The 18963-nt window shown below is 41.8% G+C and carries 23 protein-coding genes, 1 tRNA gene and 2 pseudogenes; 12 read left to right on the plus strand and 14 right to left on the minus strand.

The features are described 5' to 3' along the window. Positions 1–28 precede the first annotated feature (28 nt). The 4 genes from J5A60_RS09060 to J5A60_RS09075 all read right to left on the minus strand — a co-directional run bounded on the left by J5A60_RS09060 (position 29) and on the right by J5A60_RS09075 (position 2729). The gene (locus J5A60_RS09060; RefSeq protein WP_212510147.1) at positions 29–1024 is read right to left on the minus strand and encodes a DUF4424 family protein; all 996 of its coding nucleotides are present in this window, start codon (positions 1022–1024) and stop codon (positions 29–31) included. Between the two features lie 129 nt (positions 1025–1153). Continuing rightward, positions 1154–1705 carry a DUF4189 domain-containing protein gene (locus J5A60_RS09065; protein WP_048750088.1) on the minus strand — a complete coding sequence of 184 codons (552 nt, stop codon included), beginning with the start codon at positions 1703–1705 and terminating at the stop codon, positions 1154–1156. 88 nt (positions 1706–1793) lie between these two features. Beyond that, positions 1794–2234, minus strand: a complete 441-nt coding sequence (locus J5A60_RS09070; protein WP_212510148.1) for a DUF6636 domain-containing protein — start codon at positions 2232–2234, stop codon at positions 1794–1796. A 96-nt stretch (positions 2235–2330) separates the two neighbouring features. After that, the gene (locus tag J5A60_RS09075; RefSeq protein WP_212510149.1) at positions 2331–2729 is read right to left on the minus strand and encodes a hypothetical protein; all 399 of its coding nucleotides are present in this window, start codon (positions 2727–2729) and stop codon (positions 2331–2333) included. A 266-nt stretch (positions 2730–2995) separates the two neighbouring features. Here J5A60_RS09075 and J5A60_RS09080 point away from each other — a divergent pair. Further along, positions 2996–3310 (plus strand): annotated as a pseudogene (locus tag J5A60_RS09080) (pyrimidine dimer DNA glycosylase/endonuclease V); the annotation flags it as partial. A gap of 138 nt (positions 3311–3448) precedes the next feature. Here J5A60_RS09080 and J5A60_RS09085 read toward each other — a convergent pair. The 8 genes from J5A60_RS09085 to rpe form a co-directional block, all read right to left on the minus strand. Then, positions 3449–4306, minus strand: coding sequence for a cysteine ABC transporter substrate-binding protein (locus tag J5A60_RS09085; RefSeq protein ID WP_212510150.1), 858 nt, complete (start codon positions 4304–4306; stop codon positions 3449–3451). Continuing rightward, positions 4290–5054, minus strand: coding sequence for an amino acid ABC transporter ATP-binding protein (locus J5A60_RS09090; RefSeq protein WP_005699182.1), 765 nt, complete (start codon positions 5052–5054; stop codon positions 4290–4292). The genes J5A60_RS09085 and J5A60_RS09090 overlap by 17 nt, the downstream gene beginning before the upstream one ends. A gap of 18 nt (positions 5055–5072) precedes the next feature. After that, positions 5073–5741 carry an amino acid ABC transporter permease gene (locus tag J5A60_RS09095; RefSeq protein ID WP_212510151.1) on the minus strand — a complete coding sequence of 223 codons (669 nt, stop codon included), beginning with the start codon at positions 5739–5741 and terminating at the stop codon, positions 5073–5075. Continuing rightward, positions 5731–6390: an amino acid ABC transporter permease gene (locus J5A60_RS09100; protein WP_006719856.1), complete on the minus strand. Its 660-nt coding sequence runs from the start codon at positions 6388–6390 to the stop codon at positions 5731–5733. The genes J5A60_RS09095 and J5A60_RS09100 overlap by 11 nt, the downstream gene beginning before the upstream one ends. A gap of 174 nt (positions 6391–6564) precedes the next feature. Then, positions 6565–6738 (minus strand): hypothetical protein, encoded by a 174-nt coding sequence (locus J5A60_RS09105; protein ID WP_249113875.1) that lies wholly within the window; start codon positions 6736–6738, stop codon positions 6565–6567. A 246-nt stretch (positions 6739–6984) separates the two neighbouring features. After that, on the minus strand, positions 6985–7989 hold the full coding sequence (trpS, locus tag J5A60_RS09110) for a tryptophan--tRNA ligase (protein ID WP_212510152.1): 1005 nt from the start codon (positions 7987–7989) through the stop codon (positions 6985–6987). 121 nt (positions 7990–8110) lie between these two features. After that, the gene (locus J5A60_RS09115) at positions 8111–8785 is read right to left on the minus strand and encodes a phosphoglycolate phosphatase (protein WP_212510153.1); all 675 of its coding nucleotides are present in this window, start codon (positions 8783–8785) and stop codon (positions 8111–8113) included. A 2-nt stretch (positions 8786–8787) separates the two neighbouring features. Beyond that, positions 8788–9462, minus strand: a complete 675-nt coding sequence (gene rpe / locus J5A60_RS09120; RefSeq protein ID WP_212510154.1) for a ribulose-phosphate 3-epimerase — start codon at positions 9460–9462, stop codon at positions 8788–8790. 154 nt (positions 9463–9616) lie between these two features. Here rpe and ftsB point away from each other — a divergent pair, with 154 nt between their 5' ends. The 11 genes and pseudogenes from ftsB to J5A60_RS09170 all read left to right on the plus strand — a co-directional run bounded on the left by ftsB (position 9617) and on the right by J5A60_RS09170 (position 15595). Then, entirely contained in the window at positions 9617–9895 is a 279-nt protein-coding gene (ftsB, locus tag J5A60_RS09125) for a cell division protein FtsB (RefSeq protein WP_212510155.1), read from the plus strand. Further along, entirely contained in the window at positions 9895–10590 is a 696-nt protein-coding gene (gene ispD, locus J5A60_RS09130) for a 2-C-methyl-D-erythritol 4-phosphate cytidylyltransferase (RefSeq protein ID WP_212510156.1), read from the plus strand. The genes ftsB and ispD overlap by 1 nt, the downstream gene beginning before the upstream one ends. Next, complete coding sequence (gene ispF / locus J5A60_RS09135) at positions 10587–11066, plus strand: 2-C-methyl-D-erythritol 2,4-cyclodiphosphate synthase (protein WP_212510157.1); 480 nt, start codon at positions 10587–10589, stop codon at positions 11064–11066. The genes ispD and ispF overlap by 4 nt, the downstream gene beginning before the upstream one ends. Continuing rightward, positions 11063–12073: a tRNA pseudouridine(13) synthase TruD gene (gene truD, locus J5A60_RS09140; protein ID WP_212510768.1), complete on the plus strand. Its 1011-nt coding sequence runs from the start codon at positions 11063–11065 to the stop codon at positions 12071–12073. The genes ispF and truD overlap by 4 nt, the downstream gene beginning before the upstream one ends. A 14-nt stretch (positions 12074–12087) precedes the next feature. After that, positions 12088–12828 carry a 5'/3'-nucleotidase SurE gene (surE, locus tag J5A60_RS09145; protein WP_212510158.1) on the plus strand — a complete coding sequence of 247 codons (741 nt, stop codon included), beginning with the start codon at positions 12088–12090 and terminating at the stop codon, positions 12826–12828. Between the two features lie 27 nt (positions 12829–12855). Next, on the plus strand, positions 12856–13431 hold the full coding sequence (locus tag J5A60_RS09150) for a YqaA family protein (RefSeq protein WP_212510159.1): 576 nt from the start codon (positions 12856–12858) through the stop codon (positions 13429–13431). A gap of 13 nt (positions 13432–13444) precedes the next feature. Then, positions 13445–13633 carry a lipoprotein gene (locus J5A60_RS09155; RefSeq protein WP_006719878.1) on the plus strand — a complete coding sequence of 63 codons (189 nt, stop codon included), beginning with the start codon at positions 13445–13447 and terminating at the stop codon, positions 13631–13633. An 11-nt stretch (positions 13634–13644) separates the two neighbouring features. Continuing rightward, complete coding sequence (gene nlpD / locus J5A60_RS09160) at positions 13645–14829, plus strand: murein hydrolase activator NlpD (protein ID WP_212510160.1); 1185 nt, start codon at positions 13645–13647, stop codon at positions 14827–14829. Positions 14830–14974: 145 nt separating this feature from the next. Further along, positions 14975–15069: transfer RNA gene (locus J5A60_RS09165), tRNA-Sec, on the plus strand. Positions 15070–15215: 146 nt separating this feature from the next. Further along, a pseudogene (locus J5A60_RS09625) lies at positions 15216–15302 on the plus strand (hypothetical protein); the annotation flags it as partial. A 35-nt stretch (positions 15303–15337) separates the two neighbouring features. Further along, positions 15338–15595, plus strand: a complete 258-nt coding sequence (locus J5A60_RS09170; RefSeq protein WP_212510161.1) for a hypothetical protein — start codon at positions 15338–15340, stop codon at positions 15593–15595. Between the two features lie 238 nt (positions 15596–15833). Here the strand turns inward: J5A60_RS09170 and J5A60_RS09175 are convergent, their stop codons facing one another. Continuing rightward, positions 15834–16043 (minus strand): YnbE family lipoprotein, encoded by a 210-nt coding sequence (locus J5A60_RS09175; RefSeq protein ID WP_048749166.1) that lies wholly within the window; start codon positions 16041–16043, stop codon positions 15834–15836. Further along, on the minus strand, positions 16040–18766 hold the full coding sequence (locus tag J5A60_RS09180) for a YdbH family protein (protein ID WP_212510162.1): 2727 nt from the start codon (positions 18764–18766) through the stop codon (positions 16040–16042). Before J5A60_RS09180 ends, J5A60_RS09175 begins: the two co-directional genes overlap by 4 nt. Positions 18767–18963 lie beyond the last annotated feature (197 nt).

Consider the following 18963-nt stretch of genomic DNA (forward strand, 5'->3'; position numbering starts at 1 on the left):
TAAAAGCATATCGTTTAGTAATAAGTTTCTACTCAACAAACCTTGCATCTACACCATATAGCACATCTAAATCATGTTGTGGTAAGAAGTCTTTTTCTTTTACTTGATATTGCACAACTTTGTCATTTTGCAGCACTTTTTTCACCTCGCCTTTACCTTTCCAACAGAAAGAAACGATCTGTGTTTTTGGTCTTTCAATGGTAAGCGTAAAATCCGCAATAGGTTTTGCCCAGTTTGCTCCCGTTTTGAGAATATAACCTAACTCGTGGTAATATATTCCTTGCGATTTTGCTTTTACGGATTTTTTGAATGCTGGATCAATACAAAAAGTATCGGCAAACTTTTTATAATTGACGAGTTCAGGAAGACCTATACCTCCACCCACTAGAGGAGTATATTCGTGCTGAATTTGAGTAATCGAATTGGCTTTAAAGGTTTGTTGCCAACTATAAATAATTTGTCCACCCCAAGTGATATATTCGCTATCCTCAGAGTCTTTGTATGAATATTTAGCAAGACGTGGATCCTGACATTTCAAGATTTTCTCATCTGCAGAATCAGATTTACGTAACCAAGGCTCCATTAACTCTTCTTCAGTTAAACCACAGGCACGAAGAATCTCTGTGACATCGTGAGAAACCAATTCTTTTTTCTCTTCATTGTCCGCATTTTTTGTTTCGTAAAAGAAAGCGCGTACATGAGTTGTCGGTTTGATTTCTTTGCCATTCACATAAATCTTAAAAGAATTGATTAAACTTTGGGTGTGAGCAAAATCACCGTAATCGTGCAGTATGACTTCCGGTAAAGGGAATAGCACCGTCTCGGTAATGTCTTTATCGGTTAGATTGCGATATTCATATTCCACCTTAATTTTATCTTGGCTGATAAATAGGTTTTCTTTTTGCATCGCAATGTGTTCATTCTTAATATATTCCACACCACCAGTAGAGACGGTTCCCGTACTGTCGTTAGCTTGAGCCATAAATGGAAGACAAAGAATCGTTAAGAGAAGAGACTTTTTCATGATTGGTGTTCCTTGTAAAAAGTGAGAAAAATTTGACCGCTCTTGTAGCAAGAAAATTAAAGTAGCATGAGCTTTTACAATTCACGCACGAGTGTGTATGGCAGCTGTGCGTGAATGCCTCCCTATAAGCTAGTTTCTTAATAGCGGTTCAACCAAGTATTGATACTCAGAATCAAGCTGGCGGATTTCAATTTTACAGTTTTTAGCTTTGCTTGCTCGACAGTTTGATAGTGCTTCTTTTTCAACTGATCCACAAGTCCCCGAATTTGATAAGAAATAAGACCAACTACCATTTTTGCCTCTAGATGATGCCATTGCAAGACAACCATTGAGTTGTGTTGCCGTAGTTTCACATGGGCCATTTCCTGCTTTTTCACAGTTATTTTTGGCATCTTCGATAGCAGAAAATTCAGTCAAAGTACCTGTTGACCACCCCCAATCACCAGTATTTCCATTCACAGCGATTGCTGCGTAAGAAGGGATGGGTTGGCTAGGGGCGTTTGAGTAGTCATCACTTGAATACCCACCGGAATATCCTCCTTGAGATGAGCAATTTGGATTATAGCCATAGCTGCATAATGAAGGATCATTCTGTAATGCCCCTCTGGTTACATCATAAGTGGGATTGGCATAGGTATTGCCAGCAAACATCATTAATAGGATTAACCAATATTTTTTCATTTTTATTCCTTGTAAAAAGTGAGAAAAATTTGACCACTCTTGTGGTAAGGCAATTAACGTATTGTGTATTTTTCAAATACGCTACAAACTAAAATAATTTTTGTTTTGCTTGGCTAATGTTAAAACCGTGTTTTTCTTGGTTTGAGCAAGTAACTGAATCACCAGACGCAGTACATTGCCAACCTTTGCCTTTAATTGTTTCACCGTCTTTTAAGATCTGAGAGTCTGGTACAGCGGGGGTATCACTTGCACAAACAAGTGAGGCCTTTCCTGTAGCGCCAACAGAAAATAGCTCGCCCCATTCGAATTCACAATCTTTCGGACGCGGCAAAATCGGTTTTCCTTTGATTTTAGTAACACATTCAACTTTGGGGTTTAGGTCAGGAATATCGCCAGAGCAATAAATAGCATCATTAGCAGTGCGGAAACTGATAAAAGAGTCTGAGTTTGATGCTGTTTCTATTTGCGGGGTTAAGGCAAAGCTAGAAACAGAGAAAGTACATAAAGCGAATAAAAATAACTTTTTCATGATGAATCCTTATTGAATGGAGAGATTGGTAAAATTCCTACAAAATTTAACCGCTTGCAAACCCTTTTGAATTGCTAAGTTATGAGTTTACTTGTTTTATTTCTTACAATAAAGGTAGGATAACAAACTTAACAATAATGGGCATAAAAAATAAATATAAACCGATGAGGTTTGGAACATACCATCATAATTGGTGCCTTGTAGCGCATTCAAATCAAATAAATATTTCCCGAATACTCCAACTTTCGCCATCCATAGCAACATCGCAAAGCTGCGATAAAAACGTTGAAAAATAGCAAAAAAGAGATAGCTGAAACTAGTAATGGCAATAAGTCTAAAATAGATATTAATAGAATGATTTAGACTATTAGCTACAGGGTCGTTTAACGTTAAATCATAACCACTAACTTGCAACCAATGCACGCCAAATTTGTGCCATAAATAAGCACTAAATAACAGCATGGCGAAATGCGTTAAAAAGAGTAGGATTCTCATTTGGAATGTCTCAAAAGTATGAAATATTTTTTATGGTATCTTCTTTATTCACTTTAAATTATGAATATTGCTCTTGTGGACCATAATAAGTTGTTAAGGTTAGGACGATCGTACTGTTTATTTTGAATAGATCAATACTTTATTAAAATGCTCAGATAAATATCTTTTTTGAAATGCTTGAATATTTATTCTTTTAAAGAGATAAGTAAATCATAGACAAATACCTTTACGCCCCGTACTATGTTCCTTTTTATTTGGTATGACTTATGACTCGAATTAATCTTGTTCCACCTGAGGAGCTTTGTGATCAGCATCTTTTAGCTGAACATCGTGAATTAACCCGCATTCCTAATGCCGTGGCGAAAGGTAAATTTCATTTGAAAGGACAGCCTACGGAATATAAATTAGGTGAAGGGCATGTGCGTTTTTTCTTTAATAAATTGGCGTTTTTAAAGAAACGGTATGATGCATTGCATGCGGAATGTAAGGCGCGAGGCTTTAACGTACAATATATTTGGAATGAAATGTTACCTGATGATCCAAGTTTATGGTTGGACTATGAAGCCACAGAGGCGGCGTTATAGATTAATCGGGAACGTATTCAGGAAAGAATGCCATTAAAGGCGAGATTTACACCACATCTTCCAAAGAGTGGTCAAAAATAAAGGAGTTTTCACTTCCCCTGTGGGGAAATTACAGGGGAAGTGAATTGGGTTAAATTATTTATATTCAACCACGATATTGCTTTCGTTTACGGTATCCCCATAAACTGGCAATAAAGTTTTTTCGTAAGCTTGTTTTAAACGACCATCTTTGCCTAAGGTTTGGATTTCGTTATTTAACCAATTTAACAATTCAGGTGCATCTTTGCGAACAGCTGGTGCAATAACATCTTGATCACCAAAGTTTTTTACGCCTACGGTATAACCTGGATTTTGTTTTGCCCAAGCGAATAAGAAGGTATTGTCGTTAGATAAGGCATCACCACGGCCATCACGTAAGGCTTCAAAGGTTTCTGTATTTTGTTCGAATTTCAATAACTTCACATCTGGATAGTTTTTGGTAAAGAAAATATCAGCCGTGGTACCTTTATCTACAATTAAAGTTTTGCCTTTTAATTGTTCAAGATCAGTAATGACTGAGCCATCTTTTGAAACGACACCGAGTGCCACTTTCATATATGGATTAGCAAAATCTACCACTTCTTTACGAGCAGGTGTCACAGTAAAGTTAGCTAAGATAATATCAACTTTCTTAGAAAGTAAGTATTCAGCACGGTTTGCGGCATCCACTAAAACAAACTCTACTTTGTTTTCGTCACCTAATAAGTCTTTACCGATCTCTTTACCAATTTCGACATCAAAGCCTTGGCTTTTACCTTGCGCATCCACATAACCAAATGGTGGTTTATCGCTAAATACACCAATGCGCACTTTGCCATCTTTTTGTATTTGCTCAAGGCTTGAGATTGTTTTTGCTCCGTCTTTAGCTAGTTCTTTATCATTACACGCGGTTAAGCCAAATGCTAAGGTGGCAGTGGCTAAAAGTGCGGTCAATGTTTTAAATGTTTTCTTCATAGTTTGTCCCTCTCGGTTCATAATTTAAGATATTTAAGAATGTTTTCGCACGATCCGTGGTTGGATTCGTGAAGAAATCTTCCGGTTTTGCCTGTTCAATGATTTGCCCTTTATCCATAAACACAATGCGGTTAGCTACTTGACGGGCGAAGTTCATTTCATGGGTAACGATGAGCATCGTCATACCATCTTTAGCGAGACCTAAAATCACATCAAGTACTTCGCGTACCATTTCAGGGTCAAGGGCAGCAGTGACTTCATCGAACAGAATAATTTCAGGGTTCATGCAAAGTGAACGCACAATAGCAATTCGCTGTTTTTGCCCACCTGATAATTCACGCGGATAGGCATTTTTTCGGTCATATAGACCTACACGTTTAAGTAACTCATCGGCTTGTTTTTCAGCTTCTGCGCGATCGCGTTTTTGTACTTTTAAAGGACCGAGTAAAATATTGTCAATTACTGATAAATGAGCGAAGAGTTCATAACTTTGGAATACCATCCCAATGCGTTGACGTGCTTTGACCCAAGGAATGTCTTTACCTAACTCTCCAGCATTTTGAAGCAAAATCTGACCGCTCTTTATTTCTTCTAATCCATTTAGGCAGCGTAAAAAAGTACTTTTACCACAACCCGATGGACCTAAAATAACGACAACTTCGCCTTTCTCTATAGAAAGATTGATGCCTTTGAGTGCTTCTACATCACCGTAATTTTTGACGAGGTTTTTAATTTCTAATAACGCCATGTGTTTTCCTAATTAAAATTAACTTTCCCAACGGGTTTCTAAATAACGGGAAAATAAGGATAGCGGGTAACAAATCACAAAATATAAACCGAAAATGACACCGTAAATCCAAAGCGCCGCCGATTGATTACTAAATAATGAATGCTCAATAATTTGTTGACCGACTTTAATTACTTCAACCACACCAATTAACATCGCCAAAGAGCTGGTTTTTACCATACGAGTAAAGAGGTTAATAGCACTTGGTGTCACACGCTTTAAACTTTGCGGAAGTAAAATATACACAAAGGTTTGAAACGGCGTTAAGCCCAGAGCGTAGGCTGATTCCACTTGATGTTTTTCAATGGAAGTTAATGCACCACGCACTAAATCCCCCATTTCTGCTGTTCCCCAGAAAATAAACACCAAAATACATACAGAAACGCCATCTAAGTGAATATCAAACCATTTTGCTAAACCGAAATAAGCGAGAAAAAGTAATACTAATAATGGAATGATGCGTACAAATTCTAAATAAAAGCTGCAAATGGCTTTGATAATTGGGTTTCTGTTCGTCATGATTACGCCAAAAATCACGCCTAAAATACAGGCGAAGAAGACAGAAATGAACGCAATTTCAGCCGTCACGCATAAACCGTTAAGCAAGCGTTCAATGTTGCTACCTTGGAATAATAACTCAAGCCCCATATTTTGCTCTCCGAGTCCGGCGTTCTAAATAACTGATGAACAGAGACATCGGTAATAGAATGATCAAATAAAACACCACTAATAAAAATAAGGCCTCATTGGTTTTGTAATCGAGCCCGATGACTTCTTTCGCTACAAACATCAGTTCGGCTACGGCAACGGCACTGATCACTGAGGTTTCTTTCATTAAGAACAAGCAATTTGCGCCGATTGCAGGTGTCGCAATCGCAAAGGCCTGTGGGAAAATCACATAGCGAAAAGCTTGAAAAGGGGTTAGACCAATACTTAAGGCTGATTCAATTTGCCCTTTTGATACCGCTTCCAGACCTCCGCGAATAGCTTCTGCCATATAGCTTCCACCTAAAAATGCCAGGCCGATAATGCCGCAAGTAAACCCATCTAATTTCAGACCAATTTTAGAAAGCCCAAAATAGAGAAAAAATACTTGAATTAATAAAGGCGTATTGCGAGAAAGCTCGATATAGCCTTTTACTAGCCAAGTTAATGATTTGACTTTGTAGGTGGTAATCACCGCACAAATCACACCAATTACCAGCGACAATAAAATACCCCAAAAGGCGAGATGAAGTGTCATCAGCATGGCATGAACAAAACGTGGTGTGGCACTTAAAATATAATCCCAATTCATTTTTCATGATTTAATCGTTTGCGTGGCGATATAGTAAAAAATTTTGAATCGGTGAGAAAAGAATGGAAAGTTATTACCTATAATGAAATGTAATAAGCAGCGGGTTTTAAATGAAATAAATGGTGGTTAGGAATGAAAAAAACGGGGCTTTATTCAGCCCCGTCGTTGTTTATTTTAATCACGTTTCGCAATAAGTGCGGTTGGTTCTTCGTCTGTTTTTGGTTCATCTTGTATTTCAGCAGGTTTATCTTGAATAGACATGGCTGATTTTAAACTGTCTTGACGAATTTTTTCCGCTGCTGCTTTGTCGCCAACACATAAGACGCCTCCGATGGCGCAAGCGTCCACTCTTGTGCCAATTTTCCTAAGGATTAATCAATGAACAAACGCCTTACAAAACCCTCTTACGTTGGAAATATCGTCGTATCCGGTGATGGCGTAATTACATCCTAAAATTCTCTATTTTTTTATCACGATGAAAAAGTGCGGTCAAAATTTACAGTGGATTTTCACCGCACTTTTTGTTTGCCTTTAGCTTTTCCCTTGAAATAAAAAAGCGGCTTTAACGCCGCTTTTGTTTTTGTGTGGAATGACTTACTTCGCACCAATAAACCCAATGGCGTCATACACTTTCGCTAACGTTTCTTGTGCGCGTGCTTTGGCTTTTTCCGCACCGTCTTTAGCAATTTGGAGGAGTAATTCCTCGTTGTTGCGGAAATGGTGGTAACGTGCTTGCAACGTAGTCAACATGGCGGAAACTTCGTCGGCGACAGCACCTTTTAAGTGACCATACATTTTGCCTTCAAATTCCTGCTCAAGTTCTGCAATAGTTTTGCCGCTCACGCCAGAGAGAATATCGAGAAGATTGGACACGCCCGCTTTATTTTTCACGTCATAACGAATCACCGGCGGCTCATCGGAGTCGGTTACCGCGCGTTTGATTTTCTTCGCAACCGCTTTCGGGTCTTCTAATAAGCCGATAACGTTGTTGCGGTTTTCGTCCGATTTAGACATTTTCTTTTCCGGTTCCAACAAGGACATCACGCGCGCACCTGCTTTTGGGATAAACACTTCCGGCACAGCAAAGTGCGGTCCGTATAAGGAATTAAAACGTTGCGCGATGTCGCGGGTGATTTCCAAATGTTGTTTTTGGTCTTCGCCCACTGGTACTTGGTTGGCTTGGTAAAGCAAAATATCAGCCGCCATTAAGACCGGATAAGTGAACAAACCTACGTTGATGTTTTCTGCATAACGGGCGGATTTGTCTTTAAACTGGGTCATACGACCCATTTCGCCGAAATATGTGTAGCAGTTTAACACCCAAGCCAATTGCGCGTGTTCCGGCACATGAGATTGAATGAAAATCGTGGATTTTGCCGGGTCGATACCGCAGGCTAAATATAATGCCAACACGTCCAAGGTGGCTTTGCGTAATGCCACCGGATCTTGGCGTACGGTGATGGCGTGTTGATCCACGATACAGAACAGGCATTCGTAGTCATCCTGCATTTTCACCCACTGACGCAACGCACCGAGGTAGTTACCGATAGTCAATTCACCTGATGGCTGTACGCCGCTGAACACGATAGGTTTGGTCATTTTTACATCCTTAATTTTTAAATCTTATTATTGATAGCGCAAGCGTCCACGCTTGTGCTGTAGCCAAAATTAAATAAAGGCACAAACGTGGACGTTTGCGCCATCCATTCAGAAGAATCAATCAAACAAGCGTCAATAGCTCCGCGAAATCCTCAAAGACCCAATCCGGATGGGATTCAGAGATTGGAATATTGTAGTTGTAACCGTAGGTTAATCCCACCACCGGGCAACCGGCATTATGGGCAGCAATAATATCGTTGCGGGAATCGCCGACGAACAGCACTTGTTTCGGGTATAAACCGAATTTGCCGCATAAATAGAACAGCGGGCCCGGGTGAGGTTTGATGGCCGGTAACGATTGTCCGCCCAACACTTCATCGAATAAGTCTTCAATGCCGAAAGCCTTTAACACAGGGCGGGTATGTTGGGTCGGTTTGTTGGTAACCACAGCCAAACGGTAACCTTTGGCTTTGAGTTTCTGCAAAGTCTCTTTCACGTGAGGGAATAAACGGCTGCGGTTACAGATATTTTCGCCGTAAAAGACATTAAAACGCTCTTTTAATGTGGCAATTTGGCCTTCTGTCAAGGTTTTGCTCGATTGTGCCGTTGCCCATTCCAATGCGCGAGCAATTAAAATCTGCGCGCCGTTGCCAATCCAAGTGAGCACCAACGTTTCAGGCGCTTGTGGCAAATCAAATTCTGCTAATGCTGAATTTACAGATAGCGACAAATCAGGCAGACTGTCCACCAACGTGCCATCCAAATCAAAACCGATTAATTTAAACTGTCCTGTCATGCTTATTTTCCTACTGCGGCTAACTGTTGACGCATTTCATCAATGACTTTTTTATAGTCCGGTTGATCGAAAATCGCCGAACCAGCAACGAACATATCCGCACCGGCACGGGCAATTTCTGCAATATTGCTCACTTTCACGCCGCCATCCACTTCTAAACGAATATCCAATCCGCTCTCATCAATACGTTTTCTTGCCTGTTTTAGTTTTTCTAAGGTTGCCGGAATGAAAGATTGTCCGCCAAAGCCCGGATTCACCGACATCAATAAAATAATATCCACTTTGTCCATCACATAATCTAAATAGCTTAACGGCGTTGCCGGGTTAAATACTAAACCGGATTTACAGCCGTTATCACGGATAAGTTGCAAAGTGCGGTCGATATGCTCAGAGGATTCCGGGTGGAAGGTAATGTAGCTGGCACCCGCTTTGGCAAAATCCGGGATAATGCGATCCACCGGTTTCACCATCAAATGCACATCAATCGGCGCAGTAATACCATAATTGCGTAAGGCTTTGCACACGGCAGGCCCGAAAGTTAAATTCGGGACATAATGGTTATCCATCACATCAAAATGAACGACATCACCACCGCACTTTAAGACATTTTCCACATCTTCACCCAAACGCGCTAAGTCAGCAGAAAGAATGGAAGGAGCAATTAAATAGGGTTTCATGGGCACCTCACAGGCTATTAAAAATTGCCTTATCTTACTACGATACACCTCAATTTTTAAGAAATTATTCGGCGCAGGGCGGGCAATATCGCATTTTGGTGCAATTCAAGGTAAACTAGGCGCAATTTTTTTCGATTCGATTTACCGGTTTTTTATGCGCTTATTTCTCTCTTTATTATTCGCGGTTTTGGTACTGTTCCAATACGATTTTTGGTTCGGCAAAAACGGCTATTGGGATTATAAAAACACCACCAAAGAAATCGCCATCCATCAACAGGAAAATGAAAAACTTTCCCAACGAAATCAAATCATTGCTGCAGAAATTAAAGACTTAAAAGAAGGGGTGGATGCCATTGAAGAACGCGCCCGTTTACAGCATGAAATGGTGAAACCAAACGAAACTTTCTATCACATCGTCAAAGAACATAAATAATGACCTCAAATCGCAAGATTATCGCCGTTGTGCCGGCGGCCGGCATTGGCAGTCGGATGCAGGCGAGCAAACCGAAACAATACCTTCCTATTCACGGACAACCTATTTTGCAGCACACCCTAAACGTGCTGCTCTCTTATCCGCACATCAGCCAAATCGTGTTGGCAGTGGCTGCCGACGATCCTTATATTGCTCAACTTAATCTGACACAAAACCCCAAAATGACGTTGGTCGAAGGTGGAGAAACCCGTGCGGATTCGGTGTTAAACGGATTAAAAGCAATACAAAATGCCGGCACGGATGTTTGGGTGATGGTACATGATGCGGCACGTCCTTGCTTAACGCACGGCGATTTAGACAAATTACTTCAAATTGAGGATGATAACGGCGCAATTTTGGCGATTCCGGCGACGGATACCATCAAGCGCGCTCTGCCTTCACAACAAATTGCCCACACCGAAGATCGCAGTCAACTTTGGTTGGCGCAAACGCCACAATTTTTCCGCGCAGAGTTATTACGAAATGCGTTAATCCACGCCCAACAGCAACAGCTTGCGGTGACTGACGAAGCCTCTGCCATGGAACTCGCAGGATTTCAACCGCACTTGGTGGCGGGACGTAGCGATAATATTAAAGTCACCCGCCCGGAAGATTTGGCGTTGGCGGAATTTTATTTAATGAGGAAGACAAAATGATACGAATCGGCCATGGTTTTGACGTTCATGCTTTCGGTACCGACAACCCGCTCATTATCGGCGGCGTCACCATTCCCTTTGACAAAGGCTTTATCGCCCATTCCGACGGCGATGTAGCGCTCCATGCACTGACCGATGCCTTGCTTGGCGCGGTCGCTTTGGGCGATATCGGCAAGCTGTTCCCTGACACGGATATGCAATACAAAGGCGCAGACAGCCGCGTGTTATTGCGCGAGGCGTACCGTCAAGTACAGGCAAAAGGCTATGTCGTAGGCAATGTAGATGTAACCATTATCGCCCAAGCGCCAAAAATGCGCCCACACATTGACGCCATGCGTGCCCTCATTGCGCAGGATTTAACCGTTGATATCGAACAAGTGAATGTCAAAGCCACCACCTCGGAAAAACTGGGCTTTACCGGTCGCGGTGAAGGCATTGCCTGCGAAGCCGTGGCATTGTTGGTATGCAAACCATGATGGATTTAGCCTATTTGCAAAAAACACCGCCAAAACAGACCGCACTTTTAAAAGCGGAATGTGCAGATTTTGTGGTGAAAGAACAACTCGGCTACGACATGAGTGGCGATGGCGAATTTGTCGCTGTAAAAGTACGTAAAACCGATTGCAACACCTTGTTTGTGGGCGAGCAACTGGCGAAATTTGCCGGCATTTCCGCGCGCAATATGAGCTACGCCGGTTTGAAAGATCGCAAGGCTGTTACCGAGCAATGGTTCAGTCTGCAAATGCCCGGGCAACCAACACCGGATTTCAGTCAATTTTCCCTCGAGGGTGTAGAAATTCTCGACGTCACCCGCCACCAACGCAAAATTCGTATCGGCAGCTTACAAGGCAACCATTTTGAGATTTTGCTCCGCAACGCTGAAGAAACCGACGAACTCAAAGTGCGGTTAGATTTTCTGGCAAAAAACGGCTTCCCAAATTATTTCACCGAACAACGTTTTGGCCGTGATGGCAATAACTTAACCCAGGCGTTACGCTGGGCAAACGGCGAAATTAAAGTCAAAGATCGTCATAAACGCAGTTTTTATCTTTCCGCCGCACGCAGCGAAATTTTCAATTTAATCGTGTCCAAACGAATGGAATTAGACTTGGCTCAGCAAATTTTGATCGGTGATGTTTTGCAACTGAGCGGTTCACACAGTTGGTTTGTGGTGGATAAATCGGAAGATTTAGCGCAATTACAACAACGTTTGGTGCAACAAGATGTTTTGCTCACCGCGCCACTTATCGGCGAAGAAGAGAAAAGTGCGGTGGATTTTGAAAATGAAATTTTCGCCCAACATCAAGCGTTATTCGCGTTAATGCGCCAAGAACGTATGAAAGCGGCACGCCGCCCAATATTAATGCAACCCCAGCAATTCCAATGGCAATTTGAACCAAACGGCTTGCGACTTCAATTTGATTTACCGGCGGGCAGTTATGCCACTGCGCTTATTCGCGAACTGGTCAACGTAGAAAATTAAAACACAGGAAGAATATGAATATTTTATTGAGTAACGACGACGGCATTCATGCCCCAGGCATTCGCGCCATGGCAGACGCCTTACGCAATATCGCCAACGTCACCATTGTGGCACCGGACAGCAACCGCAGTGCCGCCTCAAGTTCGTTAACCTTAGTGAAACCATTACAACCGTTACATTTGGAAAATGGCGATTATTGCGTTAACGGTACGCCCGCTGATTGCGTTCACATTGCGCTCAACGGTTTTCTTTCCGGACGCATCGATTTAGTAGTATCCGGCATTAACGCCGGCGCAAATTTGGGTGATGACGTATTGTATTCCGGTACCGTGGCCGCCGCCTTTGAAGGGCGTCATCTTGGCTTGCCGTCTATTGCGGTATCTCTTGATGGCCGTCAACATTTTGAAACGGCAGCCCGTGTGGTATGCGAACTCGTCCCTAAATTACATTCTCAATTATTGGGCAAACACGAAATTCTCAATATTAATGTGCCGGATGTGCCTTATGAAGAACTCAAAGGCATTAAAGTCTGCCATTTGGGTTACCGTTCTTCTTCCGCCGAAGTCATTAAACAACAAAGCCCCCGTGGCGAAGATATTTATTGGATCGGGCTGAGCGGATTGCCGGAATATGAGGGCGAAGGCACGGATTTTCATGCGGTAAAAAACGGCTATGTGTCCATCACACCAATACAAGTCGATATGACGGCACACCATTCAATGAAGGCTTTACAACATTGGTTAGAAAGTGAATAATTTCGTCTTTCAACATAAGGAAAGTAAATGAATTTGTTTGGCGCAATGTACGATAAAACCATGGCTTGGTCGAAACACCGTTTCGCCCCATTTTGGTTATCGTTTGTCAGTTTTATTGAGGCAATTTTCTTCCCCATTCCGCCGGATGTCATGCTTATCCCAATGTCCATGTCAAAACCGCAAAGTGCGATGAAATTTGCCTTATTTACGGCGATTGCTTCCGTGTTGGGCGGTATCATCGGTTATGCATTGGGTTATTATGCGTTTGATTTTGTAGAACATTATATTAACCAATGGGGATATCAATCACATTGGCAAACCGCTATTCAATGGTTTGAAAAATGGGGCATTTTAGTGGTGTTTGTAGCTGGGTTCTCACCAATTCCTTACAAGGTTTTCACCATTTGTGCCGGCGTGATGCAAATGGCATTTTTACCCTTTGTCATCACCGCGTTTATTTCCCGCGCGGCAAGATTTCTATTAGTCGCCAAATTAGCGGCTTGGGGCGGCGAGAAATTTGCAGCTAAACTGCGCAAATCCATTGAAGTCATCGGTTGGTCAGTGGTGCTTTTAGCTGTTGTCGCTTATTTTATTTTACGTTAATCAAGGTTATAAAATGAAAAAATCAATTTTATTATTGTCTATGGTATTAACTCTCGCGGCCTGTTCTTCTGATGATGCTCGCAAAGACGAAAATTCACTTCCGCCGGGCATTATGCAACCGGTAGAAGGCACCGGCGCTATCGCAGGCGGTAGTTGGATGCCAGAAATTCAACAACAACGTATGCCAACAAATATGCAATAAGGAATACCTCCATGAAAAAATCCTTTTTACTTTTACCAATTACCCTTGCTGTTCTTACAGCTTGTAGCTCAGATTCTCCAGCCCCGGTAGAAAGTGCCGATGGCACATTATCACCGGGCATGATGCAGCCGGTTGACAGCCCATCTATGGGCGGGAATGCCACTTGGGAACCACAAATTCAACAAAGTAGCATACCCAACAGCATGAATACGCCAATGCCTCAAGCACCGGCACAATCTGCGCCACAGCCAAATTTCCAACCAACTTATCAACCGCAACCGGCACCAAAACCACAATCAGCGCCGGTAGTGCAAAATAAACCGCAACAAACTTCTCAGGATTTCACGATTCCGCGCAATCCAACCACCAACGCACCGGATTACAGCCAAATTAACAAAGGCTTCTACAAAGGTAACACTTACACCGTGCGCAAAGGCGATACCATGTTCCTTATCGCGTACATTTCCGGTTTGGATGTGAAAGAATTGGCGGCTTTAAATAATATGAAGGAACCTTACAATTTAAGCGTAGGGCAAACCTTGAAAGTGTCTAACGGACGTACTCAAAGCGTGACACAACCTGCTGTTGCGCCTCAACCACAAGCGCCAGTTCAACAACCGGTAAGCAGTGAGCCAACCGTTACTTACACGCCGGGTGCAAATGGCACACAATATGGTTCTGATGGCACTATCACCGGCCCGGTAAAAGCCACCGCAGGTGGTTTACCGCCGGTAAACACCGCACCGGTAAATCAACCAGTACAAGTTCAAAACCAACCTGTGGCAAGCCAACCAATCCCACAAGACAATGCACCGGTCGCCTCCACCATTGCTTGGCGCTGGCCAACAAGTGGTAATGTCGTTCAAGGCTTCTCCAGCTCCGATGGCGGCAATAAAGGGATTGATATTGGCGGTTCTCGTGGTCAAGCCGTTAACGCTGCGGCAGGTGGCCGTGTCGTTTACGCCGGCAATGCACTCCGCGGTTACGGAAATCTTATCATCATCAAACACAACGACGATTTCCTCAGTGCCTATGCCCATAACGACAGCATCTTAGTGAAAGATCAGCAAGAAGTGAAAGCCGGCCAACAAATCGCCAAAATGGGTAACACCGGCACCAACGATGTAAAACTTCACTTTGAAATTCGCTACAAAGGCAAATCTGTGGATCCAACACGTTATTTACCACGTCGTTAATTTCAAGCGATAAAACCAAAAGTGCGGTCAGAAATTTAATCATTTTTCTGACCGCACTTTTTATTTAATCAATTCACGCTATTATTTTTCAACTCAACTTGAATCGCCCCGACTTTTGCGCTAAAGTTCGCACCAATTTCCAAAAGGAAGATCGTCGTTTCCGGTGAAGCGGCAGGACTTCAAATCCTGTTGAGGCTGCCAGCAGTCTCGGGTAGGTTCAACTCCTACGATCTTCCGCCAATCCATGTCATCCCGATAAATCCACATAAACAACCCACCAAACCAATATCTAAAAAGCTTTATTGTAAATCTACATAAGCTACTAGTAATCGTTTTTTAGTTACTATCATCCTCACACCAAGAAGCGGGATAAATTTGGCTTAGGAAGCTATCCTAAATTTTCCCTTGCTGATGTGCGCGCCAAGCGTGAAGAATATTGGCGCTTATTGGCATTAATGCCTTCAAGCCATTAGAGCATGCGGGGAAATTAGAGACCGTCAGGAAAATATTGAACAACGTAAATCATGTTATGCGCTACGCCTTGCACCGTGGCTTAATTGCCACTAACAACTTAGCCGAAATTCAATGGGAATTTGATAAACCGCGCGTAAAAGGCATGAACACCATAGAGCCTGACAAACTGACGGAACTTTTAGCAAAATTCTATAAAGCACAAGATGACGGCAGATTTTCTCTGTTGTCGTTTTATACCGTGATGTTGGCAGATAAAACAGATTTATTCACCCTTAAAGAAAGGTACTCCTGAGGGAATAGCACCTCCACAGGGTTTCTGACGCGCGGAGACTGCCAATTTTTTCGCATTTCTAACCATCATCATTTTCTGGTTAAATCGCTTTTTATAATTCCAAAAAACCTCTTTTTTTATAGCGTTCCGAAACCTCCCGATTACCCCAGCTAATAAACTAAAATAAAAAGCCCTTAAAACAAAAGTTTTAAAGGCTTTTTATTTCTTATAATACGGCGCGAACCTATGCGGAATTTCCTTATTTCACCGAAGACTTTACGCTAGCACCTGTTGCCTCTTGTGTTTTTTCATCCATTTTGACACTGATATTATGATCTACTACTACATTCATGTTGATAGTAATGCCTTCTTTAGGGGTATCCAGCTGAATCGTTGGGGTACAAGCCACAAGTACAAAACAAAGCAATAAGCAAAAAAAGTGCGGTGATTTTTTCAGATGTTTTTTCATTTTTCTAACTGCCGATAAAGTCGATGTTGTAATTTTTGTTCAAATTGCGAGCCGTAGTCTATCATGTCCCACAACTCAAACATATTTTCTCTATGCATATAATTTAAAATTATTGGATGATGGCTTTGCTTAGTAGGATTAAACCCATTGATAGTCGCACGTAATGTCATTTGCCCATTGGGCGCTAAATCAATGGAAGCCTGAGAACCGTTTAATTCCAATTCTTTAAGTAAATCCACCAAAATACCTTCTGTCCAACCACCTTTTTTTAAGCCATCCACAACACTCTCATTCACTTTAAGGTGTAATTTACCTACTTGCTCCAATTTACCATTACAAATCAAACACGTTTTATGTCCCAACCAAAAAGGAAATGTTGCATTTGCCCGCCCGTTTAAACTCAACTGATTATACTGCGCCATTTCTAGCACTTGTGCTAAGTCAATATTTTTAAAGGAAAGCACTGCCATTTGTCGCTGAGGAAAATTCAACTTATCTACTATTAATTCTCCATCAAACAAACCTATTTTTACCTTACTTAAAGTTAACGGATGATGCTCTGAATAAGGATAAGTGCCGAATATATCAAACGTTCCATTATGTGTTGTAAGCACCCCTATTCTCATATTTTTAACAGAAAAGTTAATCGGTTGGTTTGATTTAAGCTGTAATTTAAGGTTTTGATAATTCAAAGGAAAAGAAATATTAAGTCCCTCAATTTCACCATCCGGCATGGTGATTTTACCATGGTGTAAATTTAATATACCGGTCATGGCAATACCGCCACCATTAATAACAAAATCACTTTCGCCTTTAATACTGCCTTGGTGGATAATCCATTCCCATTGTCGCGGAAACAAGGATTGGAAAACTTTCGCAGATTGTTCCTTCCAACTAATTTTTCCGCTAAGCGCATTATTTTCATATGTTGCAAACAAATCTAACGGACCAAGCGAACCCGCTTTTAAATCCCCTGCAGCATTAAAGTGATCGATGCTTTTTCCATCAATCCCTAAACCAAAAACCGGTTTTTCAAACCGTCCACCATAGGCAAATTCAATCCAGTCGGTTTTTGCTTGCATCAATCCTCGAAAGTGTTGTTTTTCGTAATTCCAACGTAAACGATCTTTCAGCTCTAAAGAAATAGGTGCCATTTTGACGCCATCAATACTCACTTTTCCAGAATGCGCAAAAAGTTGGTTAAGCTCAATATGATCCCCCTCCCAAAAACCAATACCTTTAATATTTACCAGCGTCTTTAAAGATTTCCACAGCGCATCACCTTCAATTGTCCAATCCCAACGATTTGCAGCCTGCAATTCAGCTACACGAAGTTTTTGTCGCTCATCACGCAATTCAAAAATTGTTTTAATACCGGCAATAAACTCATGTGCCAGCCCATCTAATTTCAAATCCAATTGTTCAAATTGTGGTGTAAATCCTTGCAACGTTGCTTGCAATCGCCCTTCTAAACCATAGCGCCCAATTAGAACATCATCTAAAGGTATGCGCACATGGATTTTTGAGTCAGGCTGTAAATTATCCATTTTAAAAATAGAGCCGGGGTAAAAACGCAATAAAGGCAAATCAAAGTCACCACCAATATGATATTTCAAGTTCGTTTGCGCCACTGTATTGTTATAACGTAAATCCCCTCGAGTCGTCAGATCAAAGAAAAGCGCATTCTTCTTTTCACCGCCGCCTATCTCACCATTTTTACCTGAAATAACAATTTCCCCTTTGCCTTGTTCTCCAAAGGTTTGCAATATAACGTTTAAATCTAAGCCTAAAGGTAGCCAACCTTCTTGTGGCTTACGAGCAGCCAAACCCAAGAAGCCTTTTATCGGCTGATACCCATCAAACGTCCAATAAAAAGTCCCCCAAGAAATATCCAATCCCTTCTCCGTAAAAGTAAAAGGAATATCAAGCAAGGGCGCGTTTCGGGTCAAATCTTGGGCTGTTATTTTCCCCTCAACTCCATTCCAAACAAATTGAAGATGTCCTTTTTCTACCGTCCATTGCGAATTCTGCCAATCCAGAATAATGTCTCCCTGTGAAGGTGGCTGCCATAATTCATCATTAAGTTGCAATGTGAAATTTAAATGATAGTTCTCTGTGGTAGAGGGATGAAAATCTGTTTGTCCACGCCATTGAAAGGAGGAATGTTGACGAACAAGAGTAGAATGATGTTGTAATAGCAATCCTGCATTCGTTCTCGCATTTGCATGAAGCTTCAGTTTTTCACCATCATAATGCGCAGAGACTGACTTATCGGAAGAAATCAATTGATGTAGCATTGGCTGTTGTGTTCCATCCAACCCTTTAATATGTAAATGTTCAACAACCAATTCACTATCAGGAATAATGTCAAAAAGTGCGGTCAATTTTGGCGGTGTTTTTGTCTCTTCACTCACAGGCAAATAGTCAAAACAAGCATAATCCAGTACCGCACTTTCCACCTCAAGACGAGGCGGCCACCAATTCAAACGAACATTTTGTAACGTAGCAAGCGTGCATTCTGAGGTAGCCAACTGTAATTCAGAAAGTTGTAGTTCACTACTTTGCATCAGCCATTGATCTGAAAGCTGTAAACGGTATTCAGGCAATAAAAAATGGTTAGCCATTTGTTCCACCTGTTTGGGCGTCAACCACCATGGCAGAGAACACACCCCAACCACTAACACAAATAAAGCAAACAAGGCATATCGCCACCATTTTTTCATTACAACCTCATATAACATTTTAATAGCCACGCAGGCGAAAACACTGTTCTCAACACATTCTAACGGAATATTGCAACGAAAAACACGGTAAAAACCCACCGCACTTTCTCCCTCTTTTTCTTCATACCCATAATAAAAAGCACAAAGATTATTCTCACTTACAGCAAAACCTTAGAAACGTTAAATGGATCACGTTC

The organism is Aggregatibacter sp. oral taxon 513 (assembly GCF_018128305.1).
Taxonomy (GTDB): Bacteria; Pseudomonadota; Gammaproteobacteria; order Enterobacterales; family Pasteurellaceae; genus Aggregatibacter; species Aggregatibacter segnis_A.